The organism is Chitinispirillales bacterium ANBcel5 (genome assembly GCA_029688955.1).
In the GTDB taxonomy this organism is placed as follows: Bacteria; Fibrobacterota; Chitinivibrionia; order Chitinivibrionales; family Chitinispirillaceae; genus Cellulosispirillum; species Cellulosispirillum alkaliphilum.
Genome location: JARUKZ010000034.1, coordinates 1 through 23,951 on the forward strand (window position 1 = coordinate 1; position 23,951 = coordinate 23,951).

The window sequence follows — 23,951 nt, forward strand, 5'->3', positions numbered from 1 at the left end:
CAGAAGCCTAAATGAGTAAGAATAGTTCTATAGGTAACATAAACAATACTAACACATTAGGGTGTGTCACCAGAATGGCTCATTTAGTACTCTAATGCGACCTTTCTGGTCAGCTGATTGCCTATTCAGTACTCTTGATGGAGCTTTCGGACTACAAGGACTACCTATTCAGAACCCATTCGTTCCCCTCTGAGCGTTGGCACCAGGGGCATTATAATCCTTTTTTATACGAATGTAACCTTGGGGTTTTTCCTGCGCACCAAAGGTGCACAATTCTATAGCCAGGGGCAACGCCCCTGGTGACGGTAAAGATAAATATCTAGCCCCGAAGGGGCGCCACTCAAATAAGGCGTCGGGCATTTTCCCTGCAAAATCAGGGGCATTATAATCCTTTTTTATACGAATGTAACCTTGGGGTTTTTCCTGCGCACCAAAGGTGCACAATTCTATAGCCAGGGGCAACGCCCCTGGTGACGGTAAAGATAATCATCTAGCCCCGAAGGGGCGCGACTCAATTTTCATTCCTGCGTACCAAACAAAATAATTCTTCAATAATAAGGCGTCGGGCATTTTCCCTGCAAAATCAGGGGCATTATAACCCTTTTTTATACGAATGTTAACCTTGGGGTTTTTCCTGCGCACCAAAGGTGCACAATTCTATAGCCAGGGGCAACGCCCCTGGTGACAGTAAAAATAATTATCTAGCCCCGAAGGGGCGCCACTCAAATAAGGCGTCGGGCATTTTTCCTGCAAAATCAGGGGCATTATAACCCTTTTTTATACGAATGTTAACCTTGGGGTTTTTCCTGCGCACCAAAGGTGCACAATTCTATAGCCAGGGGCAACGCCCCTGGTGACAGTAAAGATAATCATCTAGCCCCGAAGGGGCGCGACTCAATCCCAAACATATTTTTCATCATATTCAATTTTGTATAGTTCCAAAAACTTTCTGTACTCTTGCTGAAATGTAACAACTTTATGATGTTCCTTCTGAATCTGTATGTATCGAATTAATTTCTCAATTTGTGATTCTCCGATTGAAAAAGCACCGTACCCGCTCTGCCAGGAAAAAATTGGAACCCCCACGTTTTTCATCCATTTTGAGGTTGATTTTTTTACCTCTTCCATAAGATCACACAACGCTACGGTTCGTGAATGGCAGCAAAGTATATGAACGTGATCAGCGGCACCACCAGTTTGTAATGAAGGGCATTTCAGGTTGCTTAAAATTGCTGTTATATAGGCGTACAATCGTGGTTGGAGATCATCGTTTATCAATGGTGTTCGGTTTTTAGTGCTGAATACAAGGTGAAGCAGGATACGTGATAATGATTGGGGCATAAATACGATCCTTTGTTGCGCCCCTTTGGGGCTTCAAAATTATTCCTTTTTGGTCCAGGGGCGCTGCCCCTGGCTATAGAATAACGCCCCTTTGGGGCTCATTTTAATCTGTATCAGCCATCTCACTAAGCACTCCCGCTGTGCCCTCAGGATCTAAAAGGTGAAGATCATGTTCGGTGGCAATCTCACGGTACAGCCAACCCTCGCTCTTTGCTTTCCTGGCAAACGGAATCAAAAAGCCTGCTTCAGATTGGGTGCAGTGAACAAACCCATGTTGCACTCGATCGACATCACCGCTGAGGTGTATCGGTTCTGTGTTTGTGTTTAGTGGCTGTGGACGCATGCGCTTTATGTAGTTCTCCCGAACGCTCTCCGGAATTACTCCTTCAGGGGGATAGACTACCGATGGGTAGGGTATCATCTTACCATCCAACTCTTTTGCGGACCGCATTAGTGTTTCTGCTACTTCCGGTGGAACAAGATCTATGAGGCGATCACCATCCCGGGGAAAAAAAGCATCGATATAAGTTAACAGTTTTACCTTTTCAGGTATGCGGTCTGCCACCCCGGTAATGACCATGCCACTGTAACTGTGTCCACACAGTATAACATCACTGAGCATTTCGAACTGAAACAGTGCCAGTATATCCTCGATATGATCTGACAAACCGATATCGGTACCGATGTGGGACCGTTCACCCAAACCGGTAAGGGTAGGGGTGAAAACCTCATGACCCCGCTGTCTGAGCAGCCCGGCAACAGGTGTCCATTCCCATCCACCACCCCAACCACCGTGGACTATCACAAATGTAGCCAAAGAGAGCCTCCTTAAAAGTACAATCTTGATTACTGAACTATGCCCACCTTTATGCAAAAAGTGAGCCATGATTTGGAGCTTTCTGCATATAACCAATTTTCATTGCAATCATTTTCCCCTGCTGTTTCGTTCCTCCTTCTACTTTGCCGCTATTTGTTCTTTAATCACCCCCTCAGCCTTCCTGCTTAGATGATGGCACCGATATCTCCTTCTTTTTTTTCCACTTAATCCGGCATTTTTATTGCAAAAGATACATCTGTTAGCCAAAACCGGGTTAAGCTTTCGGCTGGAAAATCGGATAGTGCTTTGCCTGTGGTTGTGCTAAGCAGTATATTATTCTTAGAAGATGATAATCATTATCAATAAACCCCGGTCTCTTATCGGGGCAAAAAAAGAGGCTACAACTAAAGCTTCTACTATCGGATCTGGCTGACAGAAAAGCAAGGATGGTAAAGATGAACAATCGTAATCAACCAGGAAAAGAGCAGGAAGTACTTCGCAAACCATTCAGGCCAGGCAACTGGAATAAGGAGATCGACCTTCGGGACTTTATCCAGCGCAACTACACCCCTTATACCGGTGATGATACTTTTCTCAAGGGGCCAACCGGGCGGACCAAAGCAGTCTGGCAAAAGACGACAGTTTTGCTCTCCCAGGAGCTCAAAAGAGGCGGCATGTATGATCTTGATGTTAAAACGATCTCCACAATTGTCAGCCATAATCCAGGATATATCGATAAGGATAATGAGCTGATTGTTGGCGTGCAGACCGATGCGCCGCTTAGACGGGCGATCATGCCCTATGGTGGTATCAGAATGGTTGAAAAGGCCGCCCAAGCCTATGGCTACAAACTGGACCCCACAGTAAAAGAGATTTTCCAGCAGTATCGCAAAACTCATAATGACGCGGTTTTTGACGCCTACACCAGTGAAATGAAAGCTGCAAGAAATGCGGGTATTATTACCGGGCTTCCCGATGCCTATGGACGGGGGAGAATAATTGGCGACTACAGGCGGGTCCCGCTCTATGGAGTAGACCGACTCATTGAGGATAAGCAGGAGCAGCTCGAGTCCCTTGAACTGGATTTAATGGAAGAAAATACCATAAGGGCCAGGGAAGAGATCTCTGAACAGATCAGAGCATTAAAAGAGCTTATTGAGATGGCTAAAAGTTATGGTTATGATATAACCCGGCCCGCACAATCGGCCAAAGAAGCGGTGCAGTGGCTTTATTTTGCCTATCTTGGTGCAGTGAAGGAACAAAATGGTGCTGCCATGAGCATCGGGCGTATCAGTACGTTTCTTGATATCTATATGGAAAGGGATATCCAGGCGGGGGTACTAAGCGAAAAAGAGGCGCAGGAACTTATCGATGATCTGGTGATAAAGCTTCGTTTGGTCAGATACCTGCGTACACCCGATTATAATGAACTCTTTTCCGGTGATCCGACCTGGGTGACCGAAGTGATCGGTGGTACCGGAATGGATGGGCGGACACTGGTTACCCGAACCAGTTTTCGAATCCTGCAGACCCTTTTCAATCTTGGACCGGCACCGGAGCCAAACCTGACAGTGCTGTGGTCAAAAGACCTGCCGCAGGGTTTTAAGGATTTCTGTGCAAAAGTCTCTATAAAAACAAGTTCCATTCAATACGAAAATGATGATCTCATGCGTCGGTACTGGGGTGATGATTACGGTATTGCCTGTTGTGTTTCAGCCATGCGAATAGGTAAACAGATGCAATTCTTTGGTGCCAGATGTAACCTGGGTAAAGCGCTTCTTTACGCGATCAATGGGGGCCGGGATGAGATGAGAGGCATACAGGTGGGGCCGCGTTTTGAACCGATTCTCAGTGAATATCTGGATTATGATGAGGTGATGAGTAAGTTTGATGCTTATCTGGAGTGGCTTTCACTGCTGTATATCAACACACTAAATGTTATCCACGCTATGCATGATAAATACGCCTATGAACGTATTCAGTTTGCGCTCCATGACCGGGACATATTCAGGACCATGGCTTGTGGAATCGCCGGATTATCCGTTGTCGCTGATTCTCTCTCGGCAATGAAACACTCTAAAGTTAAGGTGATCCGTGATGAATCCGGGATGGCTGTCGATTTTGAAGTAGAGGGAGAGTATCCAAAGTTTGGCAATAACGATGACAGAGCGGATCAGATAGCGGTTGATCTTATTGAGCGGTTTATGAAAAAGCTATACAAACGTACTACGTATCGTAACTCCAAACCAACCCTTTCTGTGCTTACTATCACATCCAATGTTGTGTATGGAAAGAAAACGGGGAGCACTCCTGATGGCAGAAAAGGTGGTGAACCATTTGCCCCCGGTGCAAATCCCATGCATGGCCGTGATTCAAAGGGAGCTTTGGCATCACTGGCGTCTGTGGCGAAACTTCCGTATGCCTATGCTCAGGATGGTATCTCCTATACCTTTTCCATTGAGCCGGCATCACTTGCCAAATCCGAATCCGATCAGATAAAAAATTTGCGATCATTGCTCGATGGATATTTCGCGCAGATGGGGCATCATATAAATGTCAATGTTCTTGACCGGGCCATGCTGCTGGACGCAATCGATCATCCGGAAAAATACCCTCAGCTTACGGTAAGGGTTTCGGGATACGCGGTAAATTTCACCAAGCTTACCCGGGAACAGCAGCTTGATGTTATTAACAGGACTTTTCATGCTAAGTTTTAGCCACAGAGGTGTCGGTAAAGATGACTTCACCTATAGCAAGAGTTGGTACTATTCACTCGATCGAGACCTTTGGAACTGTAGACGGGCCGGGGATACGGTATACCATTTTTTTTCAGGGCTGTCCTCTGCGGTGCAGGTATTGCCATAACCGGGATACCTGGAATACCGAAGGGGGGCGGCAGGTAACAATTGATGAGCTTCTGGAGGAGATAGAGCAGTACCGGCCATTTCTGGAATCTTCAGGGGGCGGGGTTACCGCTACCGGTGGTGAACCCCTTCTGCAGGCTGAGTTTTTGTGTGAGTTATTTAGTGAACTAAAGGCCAGGGAAATCCATACAGCACTGGACACTTCTGGTTTTACAGCGATCACTCCTGTTGTCAGGCAGCTTCTTGAGGTAACAGATCTGGTGTTACTGGATATCAAACATATAGATGAAGAGAAACACAAAAAGTTGACTTGTGTTTCCAATGGATGGATTTTGGAGTTTGCGCAGTATCTTTCGCGGAACAATAAAACGATGTGGATCAGGCACGTTGTTCTGGAAGGGTATTTTGAAGACGATCAGAGCGATCACCGTCTGGCTGAATTCGTTAGAAAACTATCCAATGTGGAGAGAGTTGAGCTTTTGCCGTATCATTCAATGGGGGCTTTTAAATGGGAAGCGCTGGGTCTTGAATATCCTCTGGAGGGAATCGAACCGCCCTCTGCGGAGAAGATGGAGGCGGTTGTTGAGATATTCAGGGCTCATGGTATTGAGGTTACGGTTTAGAAAATGCTGTTTTAATTGAGTAAGACCTGTTCGGACAGCACTATTACCCGTAGGTTGTAAAAATACATATATTGACTAGCCCCTTGCCTCGCAGGGGCTATCTGTTTGAGTTTCACTCACACCCGCCCGGTGGACACGGCGCCGGCACAAATGTAGAATGCCCGTTGTCCATGCGAGAATAGAGCGAAGACCCTTCACCCTTTGGGACCTCCCCTTCGCAGATGCTACCGCAGGTGGCGCTGAAGGCAGCACTGTTGTTTTCGGTTACAGAGAACATCCGAAAGTCTCCCCGTTCATACGCCATAAATGAGTTATGATAGAGTGTTCCATTATCATCTATGGCATAGAGGTAATCGGCTGTATAGCCGTCTGAATGCGTAATGCGCAGGAAGGTGTTGTTGACTGTAAACCATTCGCCGTTGGCAAGCATTACGCTGCTTGATCGTTGATTGACGGTGAACCTGAATTCATCAGGGTCTATGTCTTTTCTGTAGTGGTGTACTCCTCCGGCGCTGCTGTTGTCCTGGAACCATCCATGGTCTGGTCCGTCGAGTAGCCGTGGGTCTTGCTCTCTGGCCGACTCCGGAATGTTGATCATGTCCACCATTCTATAGTTATCACCGGCAGAAGCTGCTAATTGGGCTCCGCTCTGCAGATCGGATATGGAAGGTTTTTCGTAATAATCGGTGGACTCTTTTACTATTCTTCCTATGTAGCCGCGGCTTCCGAAACCGAAGCCCTGATCGGAAATAAGAGAAGCCTGAGTTTCATCAAGAAAGATATAGGCAAAATGTACACTGGATCCTGAATTGGGAACAAACACAAACGCAATGTTATTTGAAGTAAACCACTGACCGTTAGTGGTGCCTAATCGTGCGGTTCCGTCCTCCCAAACCCTTAGATCAAAACTACCTATGGCTATTGAACCTACCGTCCAGTGTGCATCGCTGCCGGTTACCCAGCGTGGATCGCGGTAAGAATTCACCGGTTCGTCCCCCATCTGCGGAGCGCTAAGTTCGCATGGTGGAACCATCTCCGGCGGGTAGTTCATCTCAGCCGAGACAGCCAAACGCAACGCGGGACCTGCACCTTCAATTGAGCGGATCAGGCGTCCTGTAATATTGTCGACTGTTCCCTGGGCATCACGTCGTGTTTTTTGAGTGTGCTGCCCGCTGGCCGGCCCTACGGGATCTGTTCCTCCTGAATGCGTGGAATTCCAACTGTTATATGCCCATTCTTCACCGACACCTATTCTGTCCATTCTGCTCAGGTGATTTTTTGCCGCGTACTCCCATTCTGCCTCTGTAGTCATGCGATACCGACGACCTGTTAACTGGCTTAACCGGCAGGCAAATTCCATGGCATCGTACCAGGTCATACCTGTGTGGGAGTCCTCAGGACGGCCGAAACCCGAAGGGCTTTGTTCCATTACTGCTTCCCACAGACCCCTTGTCACCTCGGTTTTACCAATGAAATAGCTGCTGACTGTCACACCCGAAACGGGGTCTGTATCGGGTGGGCAGTTATCGCTTTCGCATCCTATAGTAAATGTGCCGCCAGGGATGAAGAGCATCTCAAAAGATTCACCGTTTACAGTTTCCGTGAAATCGTCCAACTCAACTGCTATTGCTTCCAGTGTGATATCAATGTCTTCCAGGATATAGCCGCTCAGAGGATAGCGTTTCGTGGCGTATCCGAAAGCGGCAACGACCAGTGTATCTACAAAATCAGACTGGACTGCTGCTGATCTATGAAGCTCAGAAGTTCTAACTGTACTGGTTTTGCTGTAGCTGGTAAGATCAAACCCCCTCTGATTCGCTGTTACATATCTGAATACACTCCTGTTGCCATCATGGAGCACAGAAACAACATAAACACCTGAACCAAGCCTGTTCATCGGTAATGCTACTCTGTTTAACCCTGGGTTTAGCTGCCCGGAAGTATATTCATACACCTTTCTTCCGGACATGGAATAAACCGATAATCCGATATCAGACGGTGTTGTAAGGTTAACATCTACACCATTACCTTTAAGCGCGGCATAGGGGGTAGAAGGCTGTATACGATTTTTGGTAATTGAGGTAGTCTCAGGGGTAAGTACAAACTGGCCATCAGAGTTGGTGAAGGTAGTTATGCTCTGATCGCTTTGAAGCTTCACTTCTGCATTTTCTACCGGGTTACCCGATTTATCAACTACACTACCTGCCAGGCTAACTTCACCGGCACTAAGTGATGAGTAAAGAAAGGTAACCAGCATGATAACTGAACAGAATGATTTTTTAGTCATGATCGATGACTCCCTCAATTAAGTAAGTGTTGTCTTTTCAAAGCAAAGCAGGGCAGTAAATTTGGTTGATTGCAAGAGCGCGTGTTATCCCATTATTCAGTATTGATAGTACCAGGTTTTGTTTCTGATTATTTTTTAATACTCATTATTTAGGGATAGTACTGCTCCAAATGGCTCCACCAATAGTCCCTTCAAAAATTGTAATATAAAGGAAAGGGTTTAAAAAAACACTGCATATTTGGCAGAGCAGGATGATTCTGTTGAATAGAGTATCAACAAACCTGGGTTTGGATAACTACTTTTTTCTTCAGTATTGACGTTTATGCTCTGATTATGGAGACTATGGCCTACTACGCAGTAGCAATGCTACTGAGGCTTAGATTTCAGGATTCTATTACTCATAATACTGTTTAGCCCTATAGTGGATAAGCTTACCTTTGCATGATCGAATCTATAAACGACATTTCATTAAGAATTGGCTCGACCACTTGGTAAAAACAGCATTGAAACGAACTGTTACCCACAACTAAATCCTTTTGCTTTGTTTTCAGCTTTATTTAATCCACAACCTCACTTCTTGGAAAAACTGTAATTTGTGCGAATTGATTGCAATTTTGCTCCTAAGCGAGCTGGTGGGGAGATAGTGCCTCCCTGGAAACTGTACCGGACACAGGCTCGGTCATAAAAACTTTACAATACTATTTTAAAGTAGTATTTTGCTAAAAGTATAAATTATGCCTGAAGTGTTTAACTGGGAGAGATATGATTGAACATGACGAATTGTTAACAGAAACACCGATAAGCTTTGGCTGGAAAACTACCATGGCCAACAAGCTGTTTTTTATGATATTTTCAATTGTAATATTGGCTCTGATCATTTTACAATTCTTTTTAGAGTCGATACGTATACCTTTTTATCCAGGAATAAACCAAAATGCGGTGAATTTTATTTTTAATTATGCTACTGCATTTTATATCTATAGTACAATCCATTTAGGCTCCTTGAGTATCGGTCTGAAGTTTATTGAAGATAAACCTGTCAGTCTCTTTTCAGATTTATTTGTCTCAATCCAAACAATAGTTATAAACTTTATTGCAACAATATTTTTTACGTTTATAATTAGTGTGCCAATAGCAATAGCAACCGCAATCGCAATTTATAACACCGAGGCTTTGTTTCTATTTTTATTGGCAATCATAGCTTCGTTTATACTAGCATTAAAATACCAGTTTTATCCTTACGTGATTGTTGATCTTGGCGTAAATCCGATTCAAGCACTGAAGATATCAAGCATAATAACAAAGAATAATAAGTTGGAAGTATTTTTACTACATTTAATTCTGGTCTTTGTAAATATAATCGGGCTACTGTGTTTTGGTATAGGTTTGCTTTTCACAATACCTATATCAGTTCTTTCGTGTTCTTACCAATATGCTCAGTTGAGAGGTGTCGCAATAGGTAAAGTAGACAGTTATAATGAACCATTGAATGCTGAAGGACAAGTTTAAAACTAAATAACGTGTTCAAAGGACTAGCGGGAAGGTAATTTGATTAGTTGGACGGATGTTGTTAGTTCTTAGAATGCGTTTTTACTACCGCTGCATTTAGTAACGGTTTCGACTTCAAATTTGACTCATCATTTTAAGTGAATAATGGGTGAAAAGAGTGTTAAAAGAGCAAAATGCTGTATACCCGAACAATGGCGCTCTAAGGGCAGATGTAACAGAAACGAAAAAATCAGAGACAGGCTTGCCTCAAAAGCCGTAGTCCGGTTCTGGCCCGTGAGGTATTGTTTGAGCTTTGTCTACAGGTGGAGGATGCGGAAGCTCTTTTATGCAATGGCAGTGGAGCAGCATCTTTTCTGATATTTGACTGGTGTCTCTCAAATCAAACTAATGATCTTCACCCTACTGCCACAAGCGCCAGCTCTATATCGGTGTTTGCAAGGACGGTATTGTTATCACTGCACAATTTGTACGGTTCCGTACTGCTGAGCAGAAAAATCACCGTGCATACGTACAATGTAGGTTCCTGACCGTAACGGGACAGGAAATGTATGGTGCCCGTGTGTATCAAAACTGAAAACAGCTCTGCCATTAAGCCGGTAGAGAGTGAGCCCGTCATAATAGTGTGGAATGAAAAGCGATTGTTTGTTCAACTGTATACCAGTGGTTTTGCCAATCACTGCTGTGGTTCCTGAGCTTTTACTTACTGATGTAACTCCGGTATATTGTTTTAATACACTCATATGTGGTCTGTGCTGACCATTTTTCGGTTCACAGCTCAAAGGGTAATCTCCCCACCAGGGCCCGCCTGCCCAGTAGGTACCGCTGACACCATTTTCCTCAAGGTATGCAAGAAAATTTTCCAGTGTAACCAACCACCGTGGATCATCATCGGGAATACCATATTCTCCAACAAATCCCCTGAAGTTGTTTTCCTGAAGCCATTGCACGAAAGGCTTCACCCTCTCTACCCCTGTTTCAGGGGAAGCGTTTTCATCATCGTAGCTGTGCTGGTATCGTCCGGAGGCATCGCGGTCAAAGTACTGATGAGCCTGGAAGATGATGTTGTCGTATGGATCAATGAGATCCCCAAGATGGGCACTTGCCGAAAGCCACCGTTGAGCGCTGCTCCAGTCATCGCCGCTGACGATAACAGCAGTCGCAGTGTCAACCTCCCGTATGGCATCAATTGCAGCCTGTGCCGCATCAAACCAGGAATATTGCCCCATATCGTGGGGTTCATTACAAAGATCATATCCCCAAATGGAAGCTTCATCCCGGTAGTGCTCAGCAAACCTTCGCCAAAAGTCCGCAAACGCTCTAACTGATAGTTCCTGAGATCCAATGATGTGTATCTGGTCATCCATGACTCTGCGTGCATAGTTGTGCATATCAGGAATTACCCACATGCCTCTTTCGCTCACACCGTCGATAAAAGCATCCATCCTTTGGAGCTCAAGGGAGTCCAATTCAGAATACAGTTCTCTTTGCATCCGCTCCCATCGAAAGGGTAACCGGATAAGTTTCAGGCCCTTAGCAGCGTAATAATCAAGAGAGCTAACATCAGGGTAGGTGTAGTCAGATCCGTATACTCCCGGGTACTGGTTTCCAAACTCTGCAGAAGCCAGATTTACCCCAAACAGATGCCCGGAAAATCCCTGACCATAAAAAACAAAGAGTAAGACCAGTAGCCAATTATGCAGGTTGAAAAAGTGCCTGCGGTACTGGACTGAATTTCCTGCTGTGTGCATCATAGTATTTCTTCCTCGTAATTCACTGGACATTCAGATGAAAATGGTGGCTTATTTAATTCCTGGTTCATAGGATCGTAGCTTAATTTCGGCTATACTGCAATAACTGAATTACAATTTTGGTGAAGGGGGAATGGTTAGGGCCACACTAGGAAACAAACCTTATTGATCGATCCAATCCTATTTACCTACTTCATTTTTGTACCAGGTTAAGTTGTTTTTATGATTCATAATTGTACCTGTCTGAACCAAAATTGTAGTGAGAACTGAAAATCAGTACTTTAGGTTTCTTGAAGAGGGTGATAGTAGAAGTTTGTTAACTGAAAAGTGTGAAGAGGCGCAAAACAGTACATATTAGCTGTTTTTTATCGCTACAGGTAGACTAACCACTATTTAAAAGTGACTCTTTCACTATTATAATATAGTCATATTTAATTTACTGTCAATCCTAAAAGTATATGGCATGTTCATTGCATATTTACGGCAACAAGAGCGCTCTGATCACAGGTCATAAACAATCATCAGGAGCATTAAAATGAGAAAAATTGCCATTTATGGAAAAGGCGGAATTGGAAAGTCAACCACCACACAAAATACTGTTGCTGGTCTTGCGGAGATGGGAAAGAAGGTTATGGTCGTTGGATGTGATCCCAAAGCAGACTCTACAAGGCTTCTGCTTGGAGGCCTTGCCCAAAAGACAGTACTCGATACGTTACGAGAAGAGGGTGAAGATGTTGAACTTGAAGATATTATACGGGAAGGTTATGGCAAAACACGATGTGTAGAATCCGGCGGTCCCGAACCTGGTGTTGGTTGTGCAGGCAGAGGGATAATAACTTCCGTTAACTTGCTTGAGCAATTGGGGGGGTACAGCGATGATTGGGAGCTGGATTATGCCTTTTATGATGTGCTTGGTGATGTTGTATGCGGTGGATTCGCAATGCCGATACGTGAAGGAAAAGCGCAGGAGATCTATATCGTGGTATCGGGCGAAATGATGGCAATGTATGCATGTAATAATATATGCAAAGGTATCGTTAAGTTTGCCGATGCCGGTGGTGTGCGTTTGGGTGGTATAATTTGTAATTCTCGGAAGGTAGATAATGAGAGAGAAATGATTCAAGAGTTTGCAAAAAAATTAGGATCCCAGATGATACATTTTGTTCCCCGTGATAACATGGTACAAAAAGCAGAGATTAACCGTAAAACAGTAATTGATTACGATCCTACACATTCTCAGGCAGATGAATACAGGCAACTTGCGAAAAAAGTGGACGAAAATGAACTGAAGGTGATTCCAAAACCTCTGGAAATTAATGAGCTGGAAAACCTACTTGTCGAGTTCGGTATTGTGTAATTCTTTGATTCATAACCTTCATCAATTCAGGAGTAAACTATGTTAATGATTAGAGCAATAGTTCGTCCCAATAAAGCCGACGATGTACTCGCAGGATTGCTTGAGGCCGGGTATCCGGCCGTAACAAAAATCTCTGTTTACGGCAGAGGTAAACAGAGAGGCTTGACAGCAGGGGGGGTGACCTATGATGAATTACCGAAAGAACTTCTTTTGAGTGTTATAAAAGATAAAGATAAGGAATTTGTGATAAATACGATTATTGAGTGTGCAAGGACGGGACGCGAAGGGGTCTACGGTGATGGTAAAATTTTTGTCTCTCCGGTACTGGAATCCTACACGATAAGTTCAGGTGTAAAAGAAACTTCAGAGGAGGGTTAAGAATGAAAGAAGTCCTGGCGATAATTCGAATAAATAAAATCAACGACACAAAAAAAGCTCTTAACGAGGCGGGTATAACCTCGTTTAGCGCCACCGGCCGGGTCCTTGGAAGAGGAAAAGGAACGGTAGATTTTCGTGTCCTCCAAGGTGCCCAGGAGGGATTGCCAGAAGCGATCCCGCTTCTGGGGGATGGTCCACGTTTGGTGCCAAAACGCTTGATCACCGTAGTTGTTTCGGATGATTGGGTAGATAGAACTGTTGAAGCAATTATCAGTGTTAACCAAACTGGTACCGCTGGTGACGGAAAAATATTTGTGATGCCAATTATGGAAGCCACCCGTGTGCGGACCGGAGAGACGGTGTCCGGATTATCGGGGGGAACAGTTCTTGATTCCTCAGGAGGTTTGGAAAAATGAAAAAGGTTATAAATAACGGAAACAAGCTTAAAGGTGATATTCTTGAAAAATATCCTACAAAAGTTGCCAGAAAGAGAAGTAAATCGTTTGTAGTAAATGATCCGGATAATCCTCCTGAAATTCAGGCAAATGTGCGTACTGTTCCCGGTATTCTCACCCAGCGGGGATGTTGCTATGCTGGGTGTAAAGGAGTCGTACTGGGACCTACCCGGGATATAATTAACCTTACTCATGGACCTATCGGTTGTGGTTTCTATAGCTGGTTAACAAGAAGAAATCAAACACGTACAGGTCCTGAAGACGATAACTACATGACCTACTGTTTTTCCACTGATATGCAGGATGAAAATATCGTCTTCGGTGGAGAAAAGAAACTCAGGCAGGCAATTCAGGAAGCGTACGATCTGTTTCATCCTAAAGCGATCGCGATTTTCTCAACGTGTCCGGTCGGTTTGATTGGTGACGATGTCCATGCGATATCGAGAGAAATGAAAGAAAAACTTGGGATTAATGTGTTTGGATTCTCCTGTGAAGGATATAAAGGTGTTTCGCAATCAGCCGGTCATCATATTGCAAACAATCAGATTTTCAAACATGTGGTGGGTCAGAATAATGAGGAGGTGGAGGGTAAATTCAAAATTAATTTGCTCGGTGAGTACAACATTGGAGGAGATTCTTTTGTTATAGAAAATCTGTTGGAGCGATGCGGAATCACACTTGTCTCTACTTATAGTGGTAACTCCACAATCGATCAGTTTGAACAGTCACACATGGCAGACCTCAATTGCATTATGTGTCACAGATCAATCAATTACGTTGCCGATATGATGGAAACAAAGTTCGGAATTCCCTGGATCAAAGTTAATTTTATCGGTGCTGATGCCACTGCCAAATCGTTACGAAAAATTGCACAGTATTTTGATGATAAGAAACTGATGGCCAAAGTTGAAAAAGTAATTGAAGAAGAAATGGTTGCTGTTGAGCAAACAATTAAGGAGGTTAAACCACGCCTGGAAGGCAAAAAGGTAATGTTGTTTGTCGGTGGAAGCCGGGCTCACCACTACCAGTACCTGTTTTCGGAAGTAGGTATGGTCACTGTCGCAGCAGGGTATGAATTTGCCCATCGTGACGATTATGAAGGAAGAAAAGTACTACCGTATATCAAAGTGGATGCGGACAGCAGAAACATTGAAGAATTGACGGTAGAACCAGATCCTGAAAGATATCGTCCGCGTAAAACAGAGGAAGAGCTGAAACAGCTTGAAAAGAAAGGGTTCACTTTAAGGGATTATGAGGGAATGATTCCTGAAATGGAATCGGGATCTCTTGTAATCGATGATATTAGTCAGTATGAAACAGAAGTGCTTATAGAAAAGTACAAACCAGCAGTTTTCTGTGCAGGAATCAAGGAAAAGTACATCATACAGAAAATGGGTGTACCATTGAAACAGCTGCATAGTTATGACTACGGAGGACCTTTTGCTGGATTCATAGGAGCTATCAATTTCTTTAAAGATATTGATAGGATGGTAAACACGCGTGTGTGGGCTCTTGTAAAAGCACCCTGGAGCGAAGAGGGGGTTGAAGACAATTGCCTGATTGATGCAGATTACGTGTCTGAAGTGGCATGAACCAATCTTACACTCTGAAAGGAGAATACAGCAATGTTGTTACGACATACATCGGAAAAAATTCAGGAGCGTAAGGCTTTAACAATAAATCCGGCAAAAACCTGTCAACCAATAGGAGCCATGTATGCCGCGCTCGGTATTCACGGCTGTATGCCGCATAGTCACGGCTCACAGGGATGCTGTTCCTATCATCGAAGTACTTTGACAAGGCACTATAAAGAACCGGTAATGTCCGGTACCAGTTCTTTTACAGAGGGTGCTTCTGTTTTTGGGGGACAGGCAAATCTGGTGCAGGCTATTGATAACCTTTTTACCATATACGATCCTCAGGTAATTGCTGTGCATACAACCTGTCTGTCCGAAACCATAGGAGATGATATCCCGCAGATCGTTTCAAAGGCAAAAGATAGTGGTAAAGTACCTGAGGGTAAGCATGTGATCCATTGTAACACTCCAAGTTACGTCGGTAGCCATGTGACCGGGTATGCAAATATGGTAAAAGCCATGGTTACGTATTTTGCGCAAAACAGTGGGGATAAAAATGAAACAATAAATCTGATTTGTGGATGGGTTGAACCGTCAGATATGAGAGAAATAAAGAGATTATCTCAGATGCTTAATACCCAAATAATTCTTTTCCCCGACACATCGAATGTACTGGACGCTCCGCAAACAGGGAAATTACAGTTCTACCCCAAAGGAGGTACAACAGTTGACCAGTTGACCAAAGCTGGTGATAGCAAGTACTCCATTGGGCTTGGAAAATTCAGTACAGAAGACGCTGCAAAGGAGATGGATTCCAGGTGCGGAGTTCCCTTTTCTGTACTCGATGTGCCCATTGGGTTGTCTGCAACAGATCGGTTTATTATGGAAATGGCTAAAGTCACAGGGAATAAAATACCTGATGAAATTACCGATGAACGGGGTCGGCTTGTTGATATGATAACAGATATGCAGCAGTATCTGTATGGAAAACGGGTCGCACTTTGGGGAGATCCTGACACCATTATTCCACTCACCGAGTTTCTTGTAGATCTTGAAATGAAACCTGTTTACATAGTAAGTGGTACACCGGGCAAATATTTCGAGAAACGAATCACGGAAATCGCCGGAGATAGGGTAGAGGGGTTAAAAGTAAAGGGAGGAAGCTGTGCGGACATGTTTCTGATGCATCAATGGATCAAAAACGAACCAGTCGATCTGCTGATAGGAAATACTTACGGTAAATATATCGCTCGTGATGAGGATATACCATTGCTTCGTATGGGATTTCCGATAATGGATAGAGTTGGGCATAGTTGCTTTCCCAGGGTCGGATACAATGGAAGTATGAGGATACTGGAAGGTATACTCGGATGTCTGATGGATAGACTTGACAGAGATGCCCCTGAGGAGTCATTTGAACTGGTAATGTAACAAAAAGGTGGTGCCGTACTCAAAGCAACGTGTGTGATTAGGTGTGTAATGAAGACGGTGCTATCTTTCTGACCACTTGGTGTTTTAATTATTGTAACCACGCCTGACAGGGGTGATGAGAATGAAAATGACCGATATAGATATACTCAGCGATCGAAAACGGCAGATCAATAAAGCTGGAACTGAAGGGTTGGCAATGGAGTGTGAAAAACATTCCCTTGCAGGGGCTGTTTCGCAGAGAGCATGCGTTTTTTGTGGGTCGCGTGTCGTACTGTATCCGGTTACCGACGCACTTCACCTTATACACGGACCCATTGGCTGCGCTGCCTACACCTGGGATATACGAGGTGCACTGTCATCCGGACCACAACTGCACAGAATGAGTTTTTCTACCGATTTAAGGGAAATGGATGTAATACATGGAGGAGAAAATAAGCTTTATAAGTCGCTAATTGAGCTTATTGACAAGTATAATCCAAAAGCAGCATTCGTTTACTCTACCTGTGTGGTTGGTGTTATTGGTGATGACGTTGCGAGTGTATGTGCAAGAGTCAAAAGGGAAAAAGGAATACCGGTTATTGCCGTTCATTCGGAGGGTTTTAAAGGAAGTAAAAAGGATGGATACAAAGCAGCCTGTGATGCATTGCTTAATTTGGTCGGCACACTTCCGGTTGATACTATTCCCCGTCTTAGTGTAAATATACTCGGAGATTTTAATATCGCGGGAGAGTCCTGGATTATTAAAAACTACTATGAAAAAATGGGGATACGAGTAGTATCGACTATAACGGGAGATGCACGGGTAAAAGACATTATGCAGGCCCATGGAGCATCACTTAACATCGTTCAATGCAGCGGGTCAATGACATGGCTTGCGCAGCAAATGGAGTCGAATTATGGAATACCCTACATACGGGCATCATATTTCGGAATTGAAGATACGGCAAAAGCGTTGTATGATGTTGCCGATTTTTTTGATGACCCTGAGTTGACAGATCGAGCAAGGAAACTGGTTCGCTGTGAGGTCGAAAAAGTTATTCCTCAGATAAAACGGTATAGCGAGGCATTACGGGGCAAAAAGGCCGCTGTTTATGTGGGAGGAGCCTTCAAAGCATTTTCACTGATAAAGTCACTGAGAATGCTTAATATGGATACAGTTGTTGTAGGATCACAAACTGGTAACAAAAGCGATTATGAGGTACTTAAAGCAATGTGTAACAAAGGAACCATAATCGTTGATGATGCTAATACCCTTGAGCTTGCACGCTTTATACTCGAAAAGGATGTGGATCTGTTTATTGGTGGAGTGAAAGAACGTCCTATTGCTTATAAACTGGGGGTAGGATTTTGTGATCATAACCATGAGAGGAAGATCGCTCTGGCAGGATTTGAGGGGATGGTAAATTTTTCGCGTGAGGTTTTCAATACTGTAACCAGTCCTGTGTGGAAGTTTGTTCCGCGAAGACAAACAAAAAAGGAAGTGTATTTTGACTAAAATAAACAAAGTAATAAAGACTCACACTTCAACACGTAATGCTTGTAAATTATGTGCTCCTCTTGGTGCTTCCATGGTTTTAAAGGGAATTGAACAGGCAATGCCGATTCTACATGGATCTCAGGGGTGTGCCACCTATATTCGACGTTATGTGATAGGACATTTCAGAGAGCCATTTGACATAGCCTCTTCAAGTTTCACCGAAGAAACAACGGTTTTTGGTGGAGGCGAAAACCTTATGCGGGCAATTGAAAACATTATTACCCAATACAACCCTGAAATCATAGGAATAGCTACTACTTGTCTGGCAGAAACTATTGGTGAAGATATTCAATTGCACCTTGCCGCACTTGCAGGGAAAAAAGCGGATCTGCCAACAATTGTACATGTCAGTACACCAAGTTATAAAGGAACACACATGGACGGTTTTTTCGCTGCGGTTAAAACTCTAGTTAGAAAATTTGCTGTCAAAGGAACCCGCATTAATAAAGTAGCAGTATTCCCCGGAATGCTATCACCTCAGGATTACAGATACATAAAACAAATGCTCTTTGATTTCCAGTTGCCTTCAGTTGTGATACCGGACTTTTCAGATACATTGGATGGCGGCTCCTGGCAAGACTACCAGAAAATACCACCTGGTGGAACCGCAATTGATGATTTAAAAGATTGCGGGCGGTGTTGTGGTGCAATAGAGTTTGGTTTGTCTATATCTGAAGATCAGTCTTCTGCCGAGTATCTCAGTAAATCGTATGGTATGCCCTCCTACAAAATGCCAATACCAATTGGAATAGAAAACAGCGATGAGTTCTTTTCGACTCTTTGCACCATAAGTGGTCATCCTGTCCCGGATAAATACAGCATGGCAAGAATGCGATTAATTGATGCATACGTTGATGGACATAAATATGCTGCAGGTAAATCGGTGGCATTATATGGAGAGGAAGATTTGGTTTGTGCGCTTGCCTCATTTATGTCTGAAATTGGTATGACTGTATCGGTGTGCATATCTGGATGTAAACCAGAAAGCCTGAGAAAGGCTATGGAAAAAAGGGTACCCGCAGTAGCGGCATCAGCCCGTATACTGGAAGATGCTGATTTTGAGGATTTGTTGAATGCTATTGAGGAATCACCTGTTGACCTGATAATTGGGAATAGTAAGGGGTACACAGTTTCCAGAAAATTATCGGTGCCGCTGGTACGAGTGGGTTTTCCAATTCATGATCGATTAGGCGCACAGCGTTTCAGCCTGGTGGGATATGAGGGTACAACTGAGCTCTTTGATCGTATCATTAACGCAATTATCGAAAAGAAGCAGGAAAGTTCTGATATTGGGTATTTAACATGGTAATAAAGGCTTTCGCATGAATAAAGAAACGTTTGAAATCAGAAATGCCCGCGAAGAGGATGTCGAGGAAATGGTAAAGCTTCTTGCCCAGCTGTTTAGTATAGAAGATGATTTTAAAATTGATGAAGCCAATCAACGTAATGGGCTAGCTGCATTACTTAGAGACCATAAAAGGAGTGTGGTTAAAGTAGCTAAAAAAAATAATCGTGTCATAGGGTTATGCACGGCTCAGGTATCAATATCGACCGCACAGGGGGGGCTCAGTGCGGGAATAGAAGATCTTATTGTTGACAAAACACATCGAGGGTTTGGGATCGGTACTAAATTACTTCAGCATATAACATCCTGGGCACTTTCTGCAGGATGTCTTCGGTTGCAACTGTTGGTGGATAAAAGAAATGAGCCAGCTCTTAGATTTTACAATACACTTGGATGGAACCGTACCCATATGGTATGTATGCAAAAAACCAGGTCTGCTCACAGCATGACATTCAATACCATTACACAATCAGAAAATTCAAGGAGGTAAGTGTATGGCACTTGATATATCCCGACACCCCTGTTTTAATATGAGTATGCGCCACAAATACGGACGTCTTCACTTACCTGTAGCGCCTTCCTGCAACATTCAATGCAGATTTTGCAATAGAAAATATGATTGTGTGAATGAATCCAGGCCCGGAGTTACTTCTGCTGTGTTAAAACCGTGGCAGGCACTCTTTTATCTTGAAAAGACGCTTGCTATTCAGCCAGACATAAGCGTGGTTGGCATAGCGGGTCCCGGTGATCCTTTTGCTTGTCCCCAGGAAACACTAAGTACACTTCAAATGGTGCGGGACCACTTTCCGGAAATGCTTCTTTGTGTGGCTTCAAATGGAATGAATGTTTCTCCCTATGTTCAGGATCTTGCCGCACTTAATGTTTCTCACGTAACCATAACAGTGAACACCATCGATTCGGAAATTGGCAGCAAAGTATACCGATGGATGCGGTATAGTACAAAGGTAATGAGGGGAGAAGAAGGTGCTTCGAAGTTAATCGAGCAACAGCTTGCTGCAATAAAAAAACTGAAAGAAAATGGAATAACGGTAAAGGTAAACACTATTGTGATACCTGGAATCAATGATAATCATATTGAGGATCTGGCGTCCTGTATGAAAGATTACGGAGTCGATATACTAAACTGCATGCCGCTTTATCCTGCTCCGGGTTCAGAGTTTGAAAATGTTAAAGAACCATCAACGGTTACAATGGCAGACATCCGTAAAAAGGCAAAAGCCTTTATTCCTCAAATGACTCATTGTGCAAGATGTCGGGCCGATGCTGTTGGTAAAATTGGTGAGAGGAACAGAGAAGAGATAAATCAATTGTTAAAGGGATGCTGTACGGGACTAAAAAGAGATTCGGAAAAAAGTAATGTTAACTCTATCGCGGTGGCTTCCATGGAAGGGTTGTTAGTAAATCAACACCTGGGAAATGCTTTGGAAGTATCAGTATTTAGAAAATCGGACGATGGTCCCACCCTGGTAGAGAGGAGAAAAACACCCCCACCGGGAAAAGGTGATGATCGATGGCATGAACTGGCCCGAATTCTTCATGATTGTCATACCTTATGCGTGCAATATGCCGGGAAAAGACCAATAGAAATATTGGCACAGCATGGCATAGAGGTCATTTTAATGGAAGGGCTTATTGAGACCGCCTTGAATGAATTGTTCAACGGACGTTGCGTACCGGTGTATATGACACAAAAGGTCCCCCGTTCATGCGGAAGCGGATGTGGTGGATCCGGAGGCGGATGCGCCGGGTGATTTCTTTTCTGTTCCATTTTAACAAAAGGAGTATGTATGCAAAAGCCACAGTACCATATTCTGGTCTGTAATTCTTTCAGAATGAGTGGAGAGCCCCAGGGGGTATGTAATAAAAAAGGGTCAGATTCACTGTTGCAATATCTGGAAGATGAAATTGTTGATCGTGGTATCGATGCGCAAACTTCGGCTACAGGATGTCTGAAAGTATGTGACAGAGGGCCGGCGATGGTCATTTATCCAAATGGATATTGGTACGGAGACGTTACCGAAGAGAAGCTTGATCAGATACTCGATGCACTGGAAGATGGTGAATCTGTTGAAGAATATCTTATGAGTTGAGAAACCGATGAAAAAAGAAGACTCATGTATAATTGTCGATACGACGCTTAGGGATGGTGCTCAGATGCCGGGTGTCGAGGTTTCCCTTAAAGATAAAATACGGATACTATCGGCACTTAGTAATGCTGGCATAACAGATATTGAAGCCGGATTTGCAGCCAGTAGTGATTATGAACTGAATGATTTAAGAACGATTATACATGAGTTTCCGTCGTTAACGCTGTCTGTCTGGGCCAGGGCTAAAAAGGAAGATATCTATGCCGCGCACAAAACAGGTGCTTCTGCCATTCATATTTCGTTTCCCTCATCTTCACGTCACAGTTTAATTGCATCGTTGAGTAGATCCCAGGTGCTGCAGTCACTTAAAGATCTTATCTTGTTTGCGAAGCAATATTTCTCACGGGTTACAGTAGGGGCCCAGGATGCAACCAGGGCTACAAAAAATTTCCTTGTTGAGTTCATTAATTGTGCTGCTGATTCAGGTGCATTTAGAATACGAATCGCTGATACGGTTGGAGTTAGTACTCCGGAATCTACCACTGAATTAATTGAATATCTAAAGAAAAGGACTTTCGGGATACCCCTGGAGTTTCATGCGCATAATGATTTTGGTTTGGCTACTGCAAATGCTTTAGCCGCAGTAAATTCCGGTGCAGAGGCTGTAAGTGTTACGGTAAACGGTGTTGGTGAACGCGCGGGAAATGCTGCTTTGGAGCAAACTGTTGCTGCCCTATCACTGCTTTATGCAAAGAAATGTAATGTACACCTTAATACATTGCCTCTACTATGCGCTACAGTCGCAAATGCGTTCAAACTTAAAACGCAACCTCACCAGCCACTGGTTGGTAATCACGCCTTCACTCACGAGTCAGGGATTCATTGCCACGGAATGCTTAAAGACCCTTTATCATATCAGCCCTGTGAAGCTAAAGTAGTTGGGAGAAAGGAGCAATATGTAATAGGAAAACATGCTGGATCGTCAACGGTACAGGCTTATTTTAAGTCGTATGGATTTAGCATGCCGCGAAAAATGGCATTTCAAATAGTCCGGCTTTATAAAAAGTACCCTAGAGGTAAATAATGAAACGAAACTTTACCATAACCGTTCAATTAATTTGTTTTGCCTTAATGTATTCTCTATTCTTTGCTGGATGTATCAATGTAGAAGAAAAATCACCATCTCAAAATCAAAGCGAAAATGTAACCATATTTTCGACTTCTGGTGCACAACAGGCAGTAGAGGTTTTGAGTAACCAGTTTGAGTCTGAAAAAAAAATATCTGTACTAAGAAACTATGCATCCACAGGTGTCCTGGCACGGCAAATTCAAAGGGGTGCAGAAAGTGATTTGTTCGTTTCCGCAAATGCCCAATGGGTAGATTACCTGATAAAAAAGGGAATAGTTAGCGAAGATAGATCAGTGGCTTTTACATCCAATTCACTGGTTCTAATAACTGCTGTATCAGAAAATCCTCAAGTCCCAAAGTTTCGTAGTGATTATCCTGAAAATAAACTGCTCGAACTTAACCTCACAATAGGGGATCCTGGCTATGTTCCTGTAGGGAACTATTCAAAAATGGTTTTGGACAATCTTGGGTGGTGGAATACAATGAAGGGTAACCTTCTTTTAGCTAAAGATGTTACTACCGTGCTACACTATGTGCAACGGAAAGAGGTTACTTTTGGGATAGTATATCACTCAGAAGCAGTAAATGCACCAAACGTTAAAATAGTGGCAGAAATACCTCAGGAATTTCATGAAACAATCTGTTTTTTCGTTGTATTGTTAAACAAAAACAATACTAATGCTGTTGAATTATTTAATTCTTTCAATTCCCGGAAGAGCAGAGAAATACTCACTGAGCGTGGGTTTCTCCCTCTTGAGGAGCATTGTTTCTTATGATGGGCGAGGAGCTTGTAGTAATCAGGTTAACTTTTTATGTTGCATTAGTGACTTCGATTGCAGTGCTACCATTGTCATTGATAATTGCCTGGGTATTAGCGAGGAAAAAGTTTAGGGGAAAAGCTTTAGTTGAGGCTCTTATTACATTGCCTCTTGTTGCACCTCCGGTTGTCACTGGTTATATGCTTCTGTTACTGTTTGGAAGAAACGGTTGGGTTGGAAGACCATTGTTTCAAATGTTTGGAATAAGAATGACCTTCAATTTCTTTTCATTGATTTGTGCATCTTTGGTCGTATCACTGCCTCTTGCGGTCAGATCAATCAGAGCATCTTTTGAAATGATCGACCCTATGTACGAAACGGTTGCCCAGACCTTAGGAAAGACACCAATAGAAACTTTTTTTCGTGTAAGTCTACCAATGGCATTACCCGGTGTATTGTCTGCAATGGTTCTGACTTTTGCCCGAAGTCTTGGAGAGTTTGGGGCAACTATCACCCTGGCGGGAAATATACCAAATAAAACACAGACAATTTCACTTTTGGTTTACAGCTATATGCAGGTCCCTGGAATGGAAAAACAAGCAGCCCTAATGGTACTTATATCGCTTGCTGTTTCATTTCTTGCGATCGCAGCTTCAGAAATGTTAAACAAGAGGCACTTGAGGTAAA

The 23,951-nt window shown here is 43.5% G+C and carries 20 protein-coding genes; 16 read left to right on the forward strand and 4 right to left on the reverse strand.

All coding sequences use genetic code 11. The annotated features are described in order from the left end of the window. Window positions 1-894 precede the first annotated feature (894 nt). A complete protein-coding gene (locus QA601_14910) occupies window positions 895-1,341 on the reverse strand; it encodes a transposase (GenBank protein ID MDG5816384.1) in 447 nt (148 codons plus the stop codon). A gap of 103 nt (window positions 1,342-1,444) precedes the next feature. Beyond that, on the reverse strand, window positions 1,445-2,158 hold the full coding sequence (locus QA601_14915) for an alpha/beta hydrolase (protein MDG5816385.1): 714 nt from the start codon (window positions 2,156-2,158) through the stop codon (window positions 1,445-1,447). A gap of 455 nt (window positions 2,159-2,613) precedes the next feature. Here QA601_14915 and pflB point away from each other — a divergent pair, with 455 nt between their 5' ends. Beyond that, window positions 2,614-4,875, forward strand: coding sequence for a formate C-acetyltransferase (pflB, locus tag QA601_14920; GenBank protein ID MDG5816386.1), 2,262 nt, complete (start codon window positions 2,614-2,616; stop codon window positions 4,873-4,875). Window positions 4,876-4,895: 20 nt separating this feature from the next. Further along, window positions 4,896-5,645: a pyruvate formate-lyase-activating protein gene (gene pflA / locus QA601_14925; protein MDG5816387.1), complete on the forward strand. Its 750-nt coding sequence runs from the start codon at window positions 4,896-4,898 to the stop codon at window positions 5,643-5,645. A 112-nt stretch (window positions 5,646-5,757) separates the two neighbouring features. On the opposite strand, the gene QA601_14930 is transcribed toward pflA, so the two are convergent. Further along, entirely contained in the window at window positions 5,758-7,932 is a 2,175-nt protein-coding gene (locus QA601_14930) for an SUMF1/EgtB/PvdO family nonheme iron enzyme (GenBank protein ID MDG5816388.1), read from the reverse strand. A 762-nt stretch (window positions 7,933-8,694) separates the two neighbouring features. On the opposite strand from QA601_14930, the gene QA601_14935 reads away from it, so the two are divergent. Next, a complete protein-coding gene (locus tag QA601_14935; GenBank protein MDG5816389.1) occupies window positions 8,695-9,441 on the forward strand; it encodes a hypothetical protein in 747 nt (248 codons plus the stop codon). Window positions 9,442-9,893: 452 nt separating this feature from the next. Here the strand turns inward: QA601_14935 and QA601_14940 are convergent, their stop codons facing one another. Continuing rightward, window positions 9,894-11,192, reverse strand: a complete 1,299-nt coding sequence (locus QA601_14940) for a glycoside hydrolase family 5 protein (GenBank protein ID MDG5816390.1) — start codon at window positions 11,190-11,192, stop codon at window positions 9,894-9,896. Between the two features lie 532 nt (window positions 11,193-11,724). On the opposite strand from QA601_14940, the gene nifH reads away from it, so the two are divergent. The 13 genes from nifH (at window position 11,725) to modB (ending at window position 23,950) form a co-directional block, all read left to right on the forward strand. Continuing rightward, window positions 11,725-12,546, forward strand: a complete 822-nt coding sequence (gene nifH, locus QA601_14945) for a nitrogenase iron protein (GenBank protein MDG5816391.1) — start codon at window positions 11,725-11,727, stop codon at window positions 12,544-12,546. A 39-nt stretch (window positions 12,547-12,585) separates the two neighbouring features. Further along, complete coding sequence (locus QA601_14950; protein ID MDG5816392.1) at window positions 12,586-12,924, forward strand: P-II family nitrogen regulator; 339 nt, start codon at window positions 12,586-12,588, stop codon at window positions 12,922-12,924. Window positions 12,925-12,926: 2 nt separating this feature from the next. Next, the gene (locus QA601_14955) at window positions 12,927-13,340 is read left to right on the forward strand and encodes a P-II family nitrogen regulator (protein MDG5816393.1); all 414 of its coding nucleotides are present in this window, start codon (window positions 12,927-12,929) and stop codon (window positions 13,338-13,340) included. Beyond that, window positions 13,337-14,971, forward strand: a complete 1,635-nt coding sequence (gene nifD, locus QA601_14960) for a nitrogenase molybdenum-iron protein alpha chain (GenBank protein MDG5816394.1) — start codon at window positions 13,337-13,339, stop codon at window positions 14,969-14,971. Before QA601_14955 ends, nifD begins: the two co-directional genes overlap by 4 nt. 33 nt (window positions 14,972-15,004) lie before the next feature. Continuing rightward, entirely contained in the window at window positions 15,005-16,387 is a 1,383-nt protein-coding gene (nifK, locus tag QA601_14965) for a nitrogenase molybdenum-iron protein subunit beta (protein ID MDG5816395.1), read from the forward strand. Between the two features lie 121 nt (window positions 16,388-16,508). Beyond that, a complete protein-coding gene (gene nifE / locus QA601_14970; protein ID MDG5816396.1) occupies window positions 16,509-17,882 on the forward strand; it encodes a nitrogenase iron-molybdenum cofactor biosynthesis protein NifE in 1,374 nt (457 codons plus the stop codon). Continuing rightward, window positions 17,875-19,233 (forward strand): nitrogenase component 1, encoded by a 1,359-nt coding sequence (locus tag QA601_14975; GenBank protein ID MDG5816397.1) that lies wholly within the window; start codon window positions 17,875-17,877, stop codon window positions 19,231-19,233. Before nifE ends, QA601_14975 begins: the two co-directional genes overlap by 8 nt. A gap of 13 nt (window positions 19,234-19,246) precedes the next feature. After that, a complete protein-coding gene (locus tag QA601_14980) occupies window positions 19,247-19,759 on the forward strand; it encodes a GNAT family N-acetyltransferase (GenBank protein ID MDG5816398.1) in 513 nt (170 codons plus the stop codon). Window positions 19,760-19,763: 4 nt separating this feature from the next. Then, window positions 19,764-21,041: a radical SAM protein gene (locus QA601_14985; protein MDG5816399.1), complete on the forward strand. Its 1,278-nt coding sequence runs from the start codon at window positions 19,764-19,766 to the stop codon at window positions 21,039-21,041. 36 nt (window positions 21,042-21,077) lie between these two features. Then, window positions 21,078-21,380: a (2Fe-2S) ferredoxin domain-containing protein gene (locus tag QA601_14990; GenBank protein ID MDG5816400.1), complete on the forward strand. Its 303-nt coding sequence runs from the start codon at window positions 21,078-21,080 to the stop codon at window positions 21,378-21,380. 7 nt (window positions 21,381-21,387) lie between these two features. Further along, window positions 21,388-22,461, forward strand: a complete 1,074-nt coding sequence (locus QA601_14995; protein MDG5816401.1) for a hypothetical protein — start codon at window positions 21,388-21,390, stop codon at window positions 22,459-22,461. Next, window positions 22,461-23,282, forward strand: a complete 822-nt coding sequence (gene modA / locus QA601_15000; protein MDG5816402.1) for a molybdate ABC transporter substrate-binding protein — start codon at window positions 22,461-22,463, stop codon at window positions 23,280-23,282. Before QA601_14995 ends, modA begins: the two co-directional genes overlap by 1 nt. After that, entirely contained in the window at window positions 23,279-23,950 is a 672-nt protein-coding gene (gene modB / locus QA601_15005) for a molybdate ABC transporter permease subunit (protein ID MDG5816403.1), read from the forward strand. The genes modA and modB overlap by 4 nt, the downstream gene beginning before the upstream one ends. The last annotated feature ends 1 nt before the right edge of the window (window position 23,951 follow it).

Bases quoted from the DNA above. Each gene is read 5' to 3' on its own strand.
- modB (MDG5816403.1), top strand. From the start codon at position 23,279: ATGATGGGCGAGGAGCTTGTAGTAATCAGGTTAACTTTTTATGTTGCA.
- QA601_14995 (MDG5816401.1), top strand. From the start codon at position 21,388: ATGAAAAAAGAAGACTCATGTATAATTGTCGATACGACGCTTAGGGAT.
- nifH (MDG5816391.1), top strand. From the start codon at position 11,725: ATGAGAAAAATTGCCATTTATGGAAAAGGCGGAATTGGAAAGTCAACC.
- nifD (MDG5816394.1), top strand. From the start codon at position 13,337: ATGAAAAAGGTTATAAATAACGGAAACAAGCTTAAAGGTGATATTCTT.
- QA601_14940 (MDG5816390.1), bottom strand. From the start codon at position 11,192: ATGATGCACACAGCAGGAAATTCAGTCCAGTACCGCAGGCACTTTTTC.
- QA601_14950 (MDG5816392.1), top strand. From the start codon at position 12,586: ATGTTAATGATTAGAGCAATAGTTCGTCCCAATAAAGCCGACGATGTA.
- QA601_14955 (MDG5816393.1), top strand. From the start codon at position 12,927: ATGAAAGAAGTCCTGGCGATAATTCGAATAAATAAAATCAACGACACA.
- nifE (MDG5816396.1), top strand. From the start codon at position 16,509: ATGAAAATGACCGATATAGATATACTCAGCGATCGAAAACGGCAGATC.
- modA (MDG5816402.1), top strand. From the start codon at position 22,461: ATGAAACGAAACTTTACCATAACCGTTCAATTAATTTGTTTTGCCTTA.
- QA601_14985 (MDG5816399.1), top strand. From the start codon at position 19,764: ATGGCACTTGATATATCCCGACACCCCTGTTTTAATATGAGTATGCGC.
- nifK (MDG5816395.1), top strand. From the start codon at position 15,005: ATGTTGTTACGACATACATCGGAAAAAATTCAGGAGCGTAAGGCTTTA.
- QA601_14910 (MDG5816384.1), bottom strand. From the start codon at position 1,341: ATGCCCCAATCATTATCACGTATCCTGCTTCACCTTGTATTCAGCACT.
- QA601_14935 (MDG5816389.1), top strand. From the start codon at position 8,695: ATGATTGAACATGACGAATTGTTAACAGAAACACCGATAAGCTTTGGC.
- QA601_14980 (MDG5816398.1), top strand. From the start codon at position 19,247: ATGAATAAAGAAACGTTTGAAATCAGAAATGCCCGCGAAGAGGATGTC.
- pflB (MDG5816386.1), top strand. From the start codon at position 2,614: ATGAACAATCGTAATCAACCAGGAAAAGAGCAGGAAGTACTTCGCAAA.
- QA601_14990 (MDG5816400.1), top strand. From the start codon at position 21,078: ATGCAAAAGCCACAGTACCATATTCTGGTCTGTAATTCTTTCAGAATG.
- QA601_14930 (MDG5816388.1), bottom strand. From the start codon at position 7,932: ATGACTAAAAAATCATTCTGTTCAGTTATCATGCTGGTTACCTTTCTT.
- pflA (MDG5816387.1), top strand. From the start codon at position 4,896: ATGACTTCACCTATAGCAAGAGTTGGTACTATTCACTCGATCGAGACC.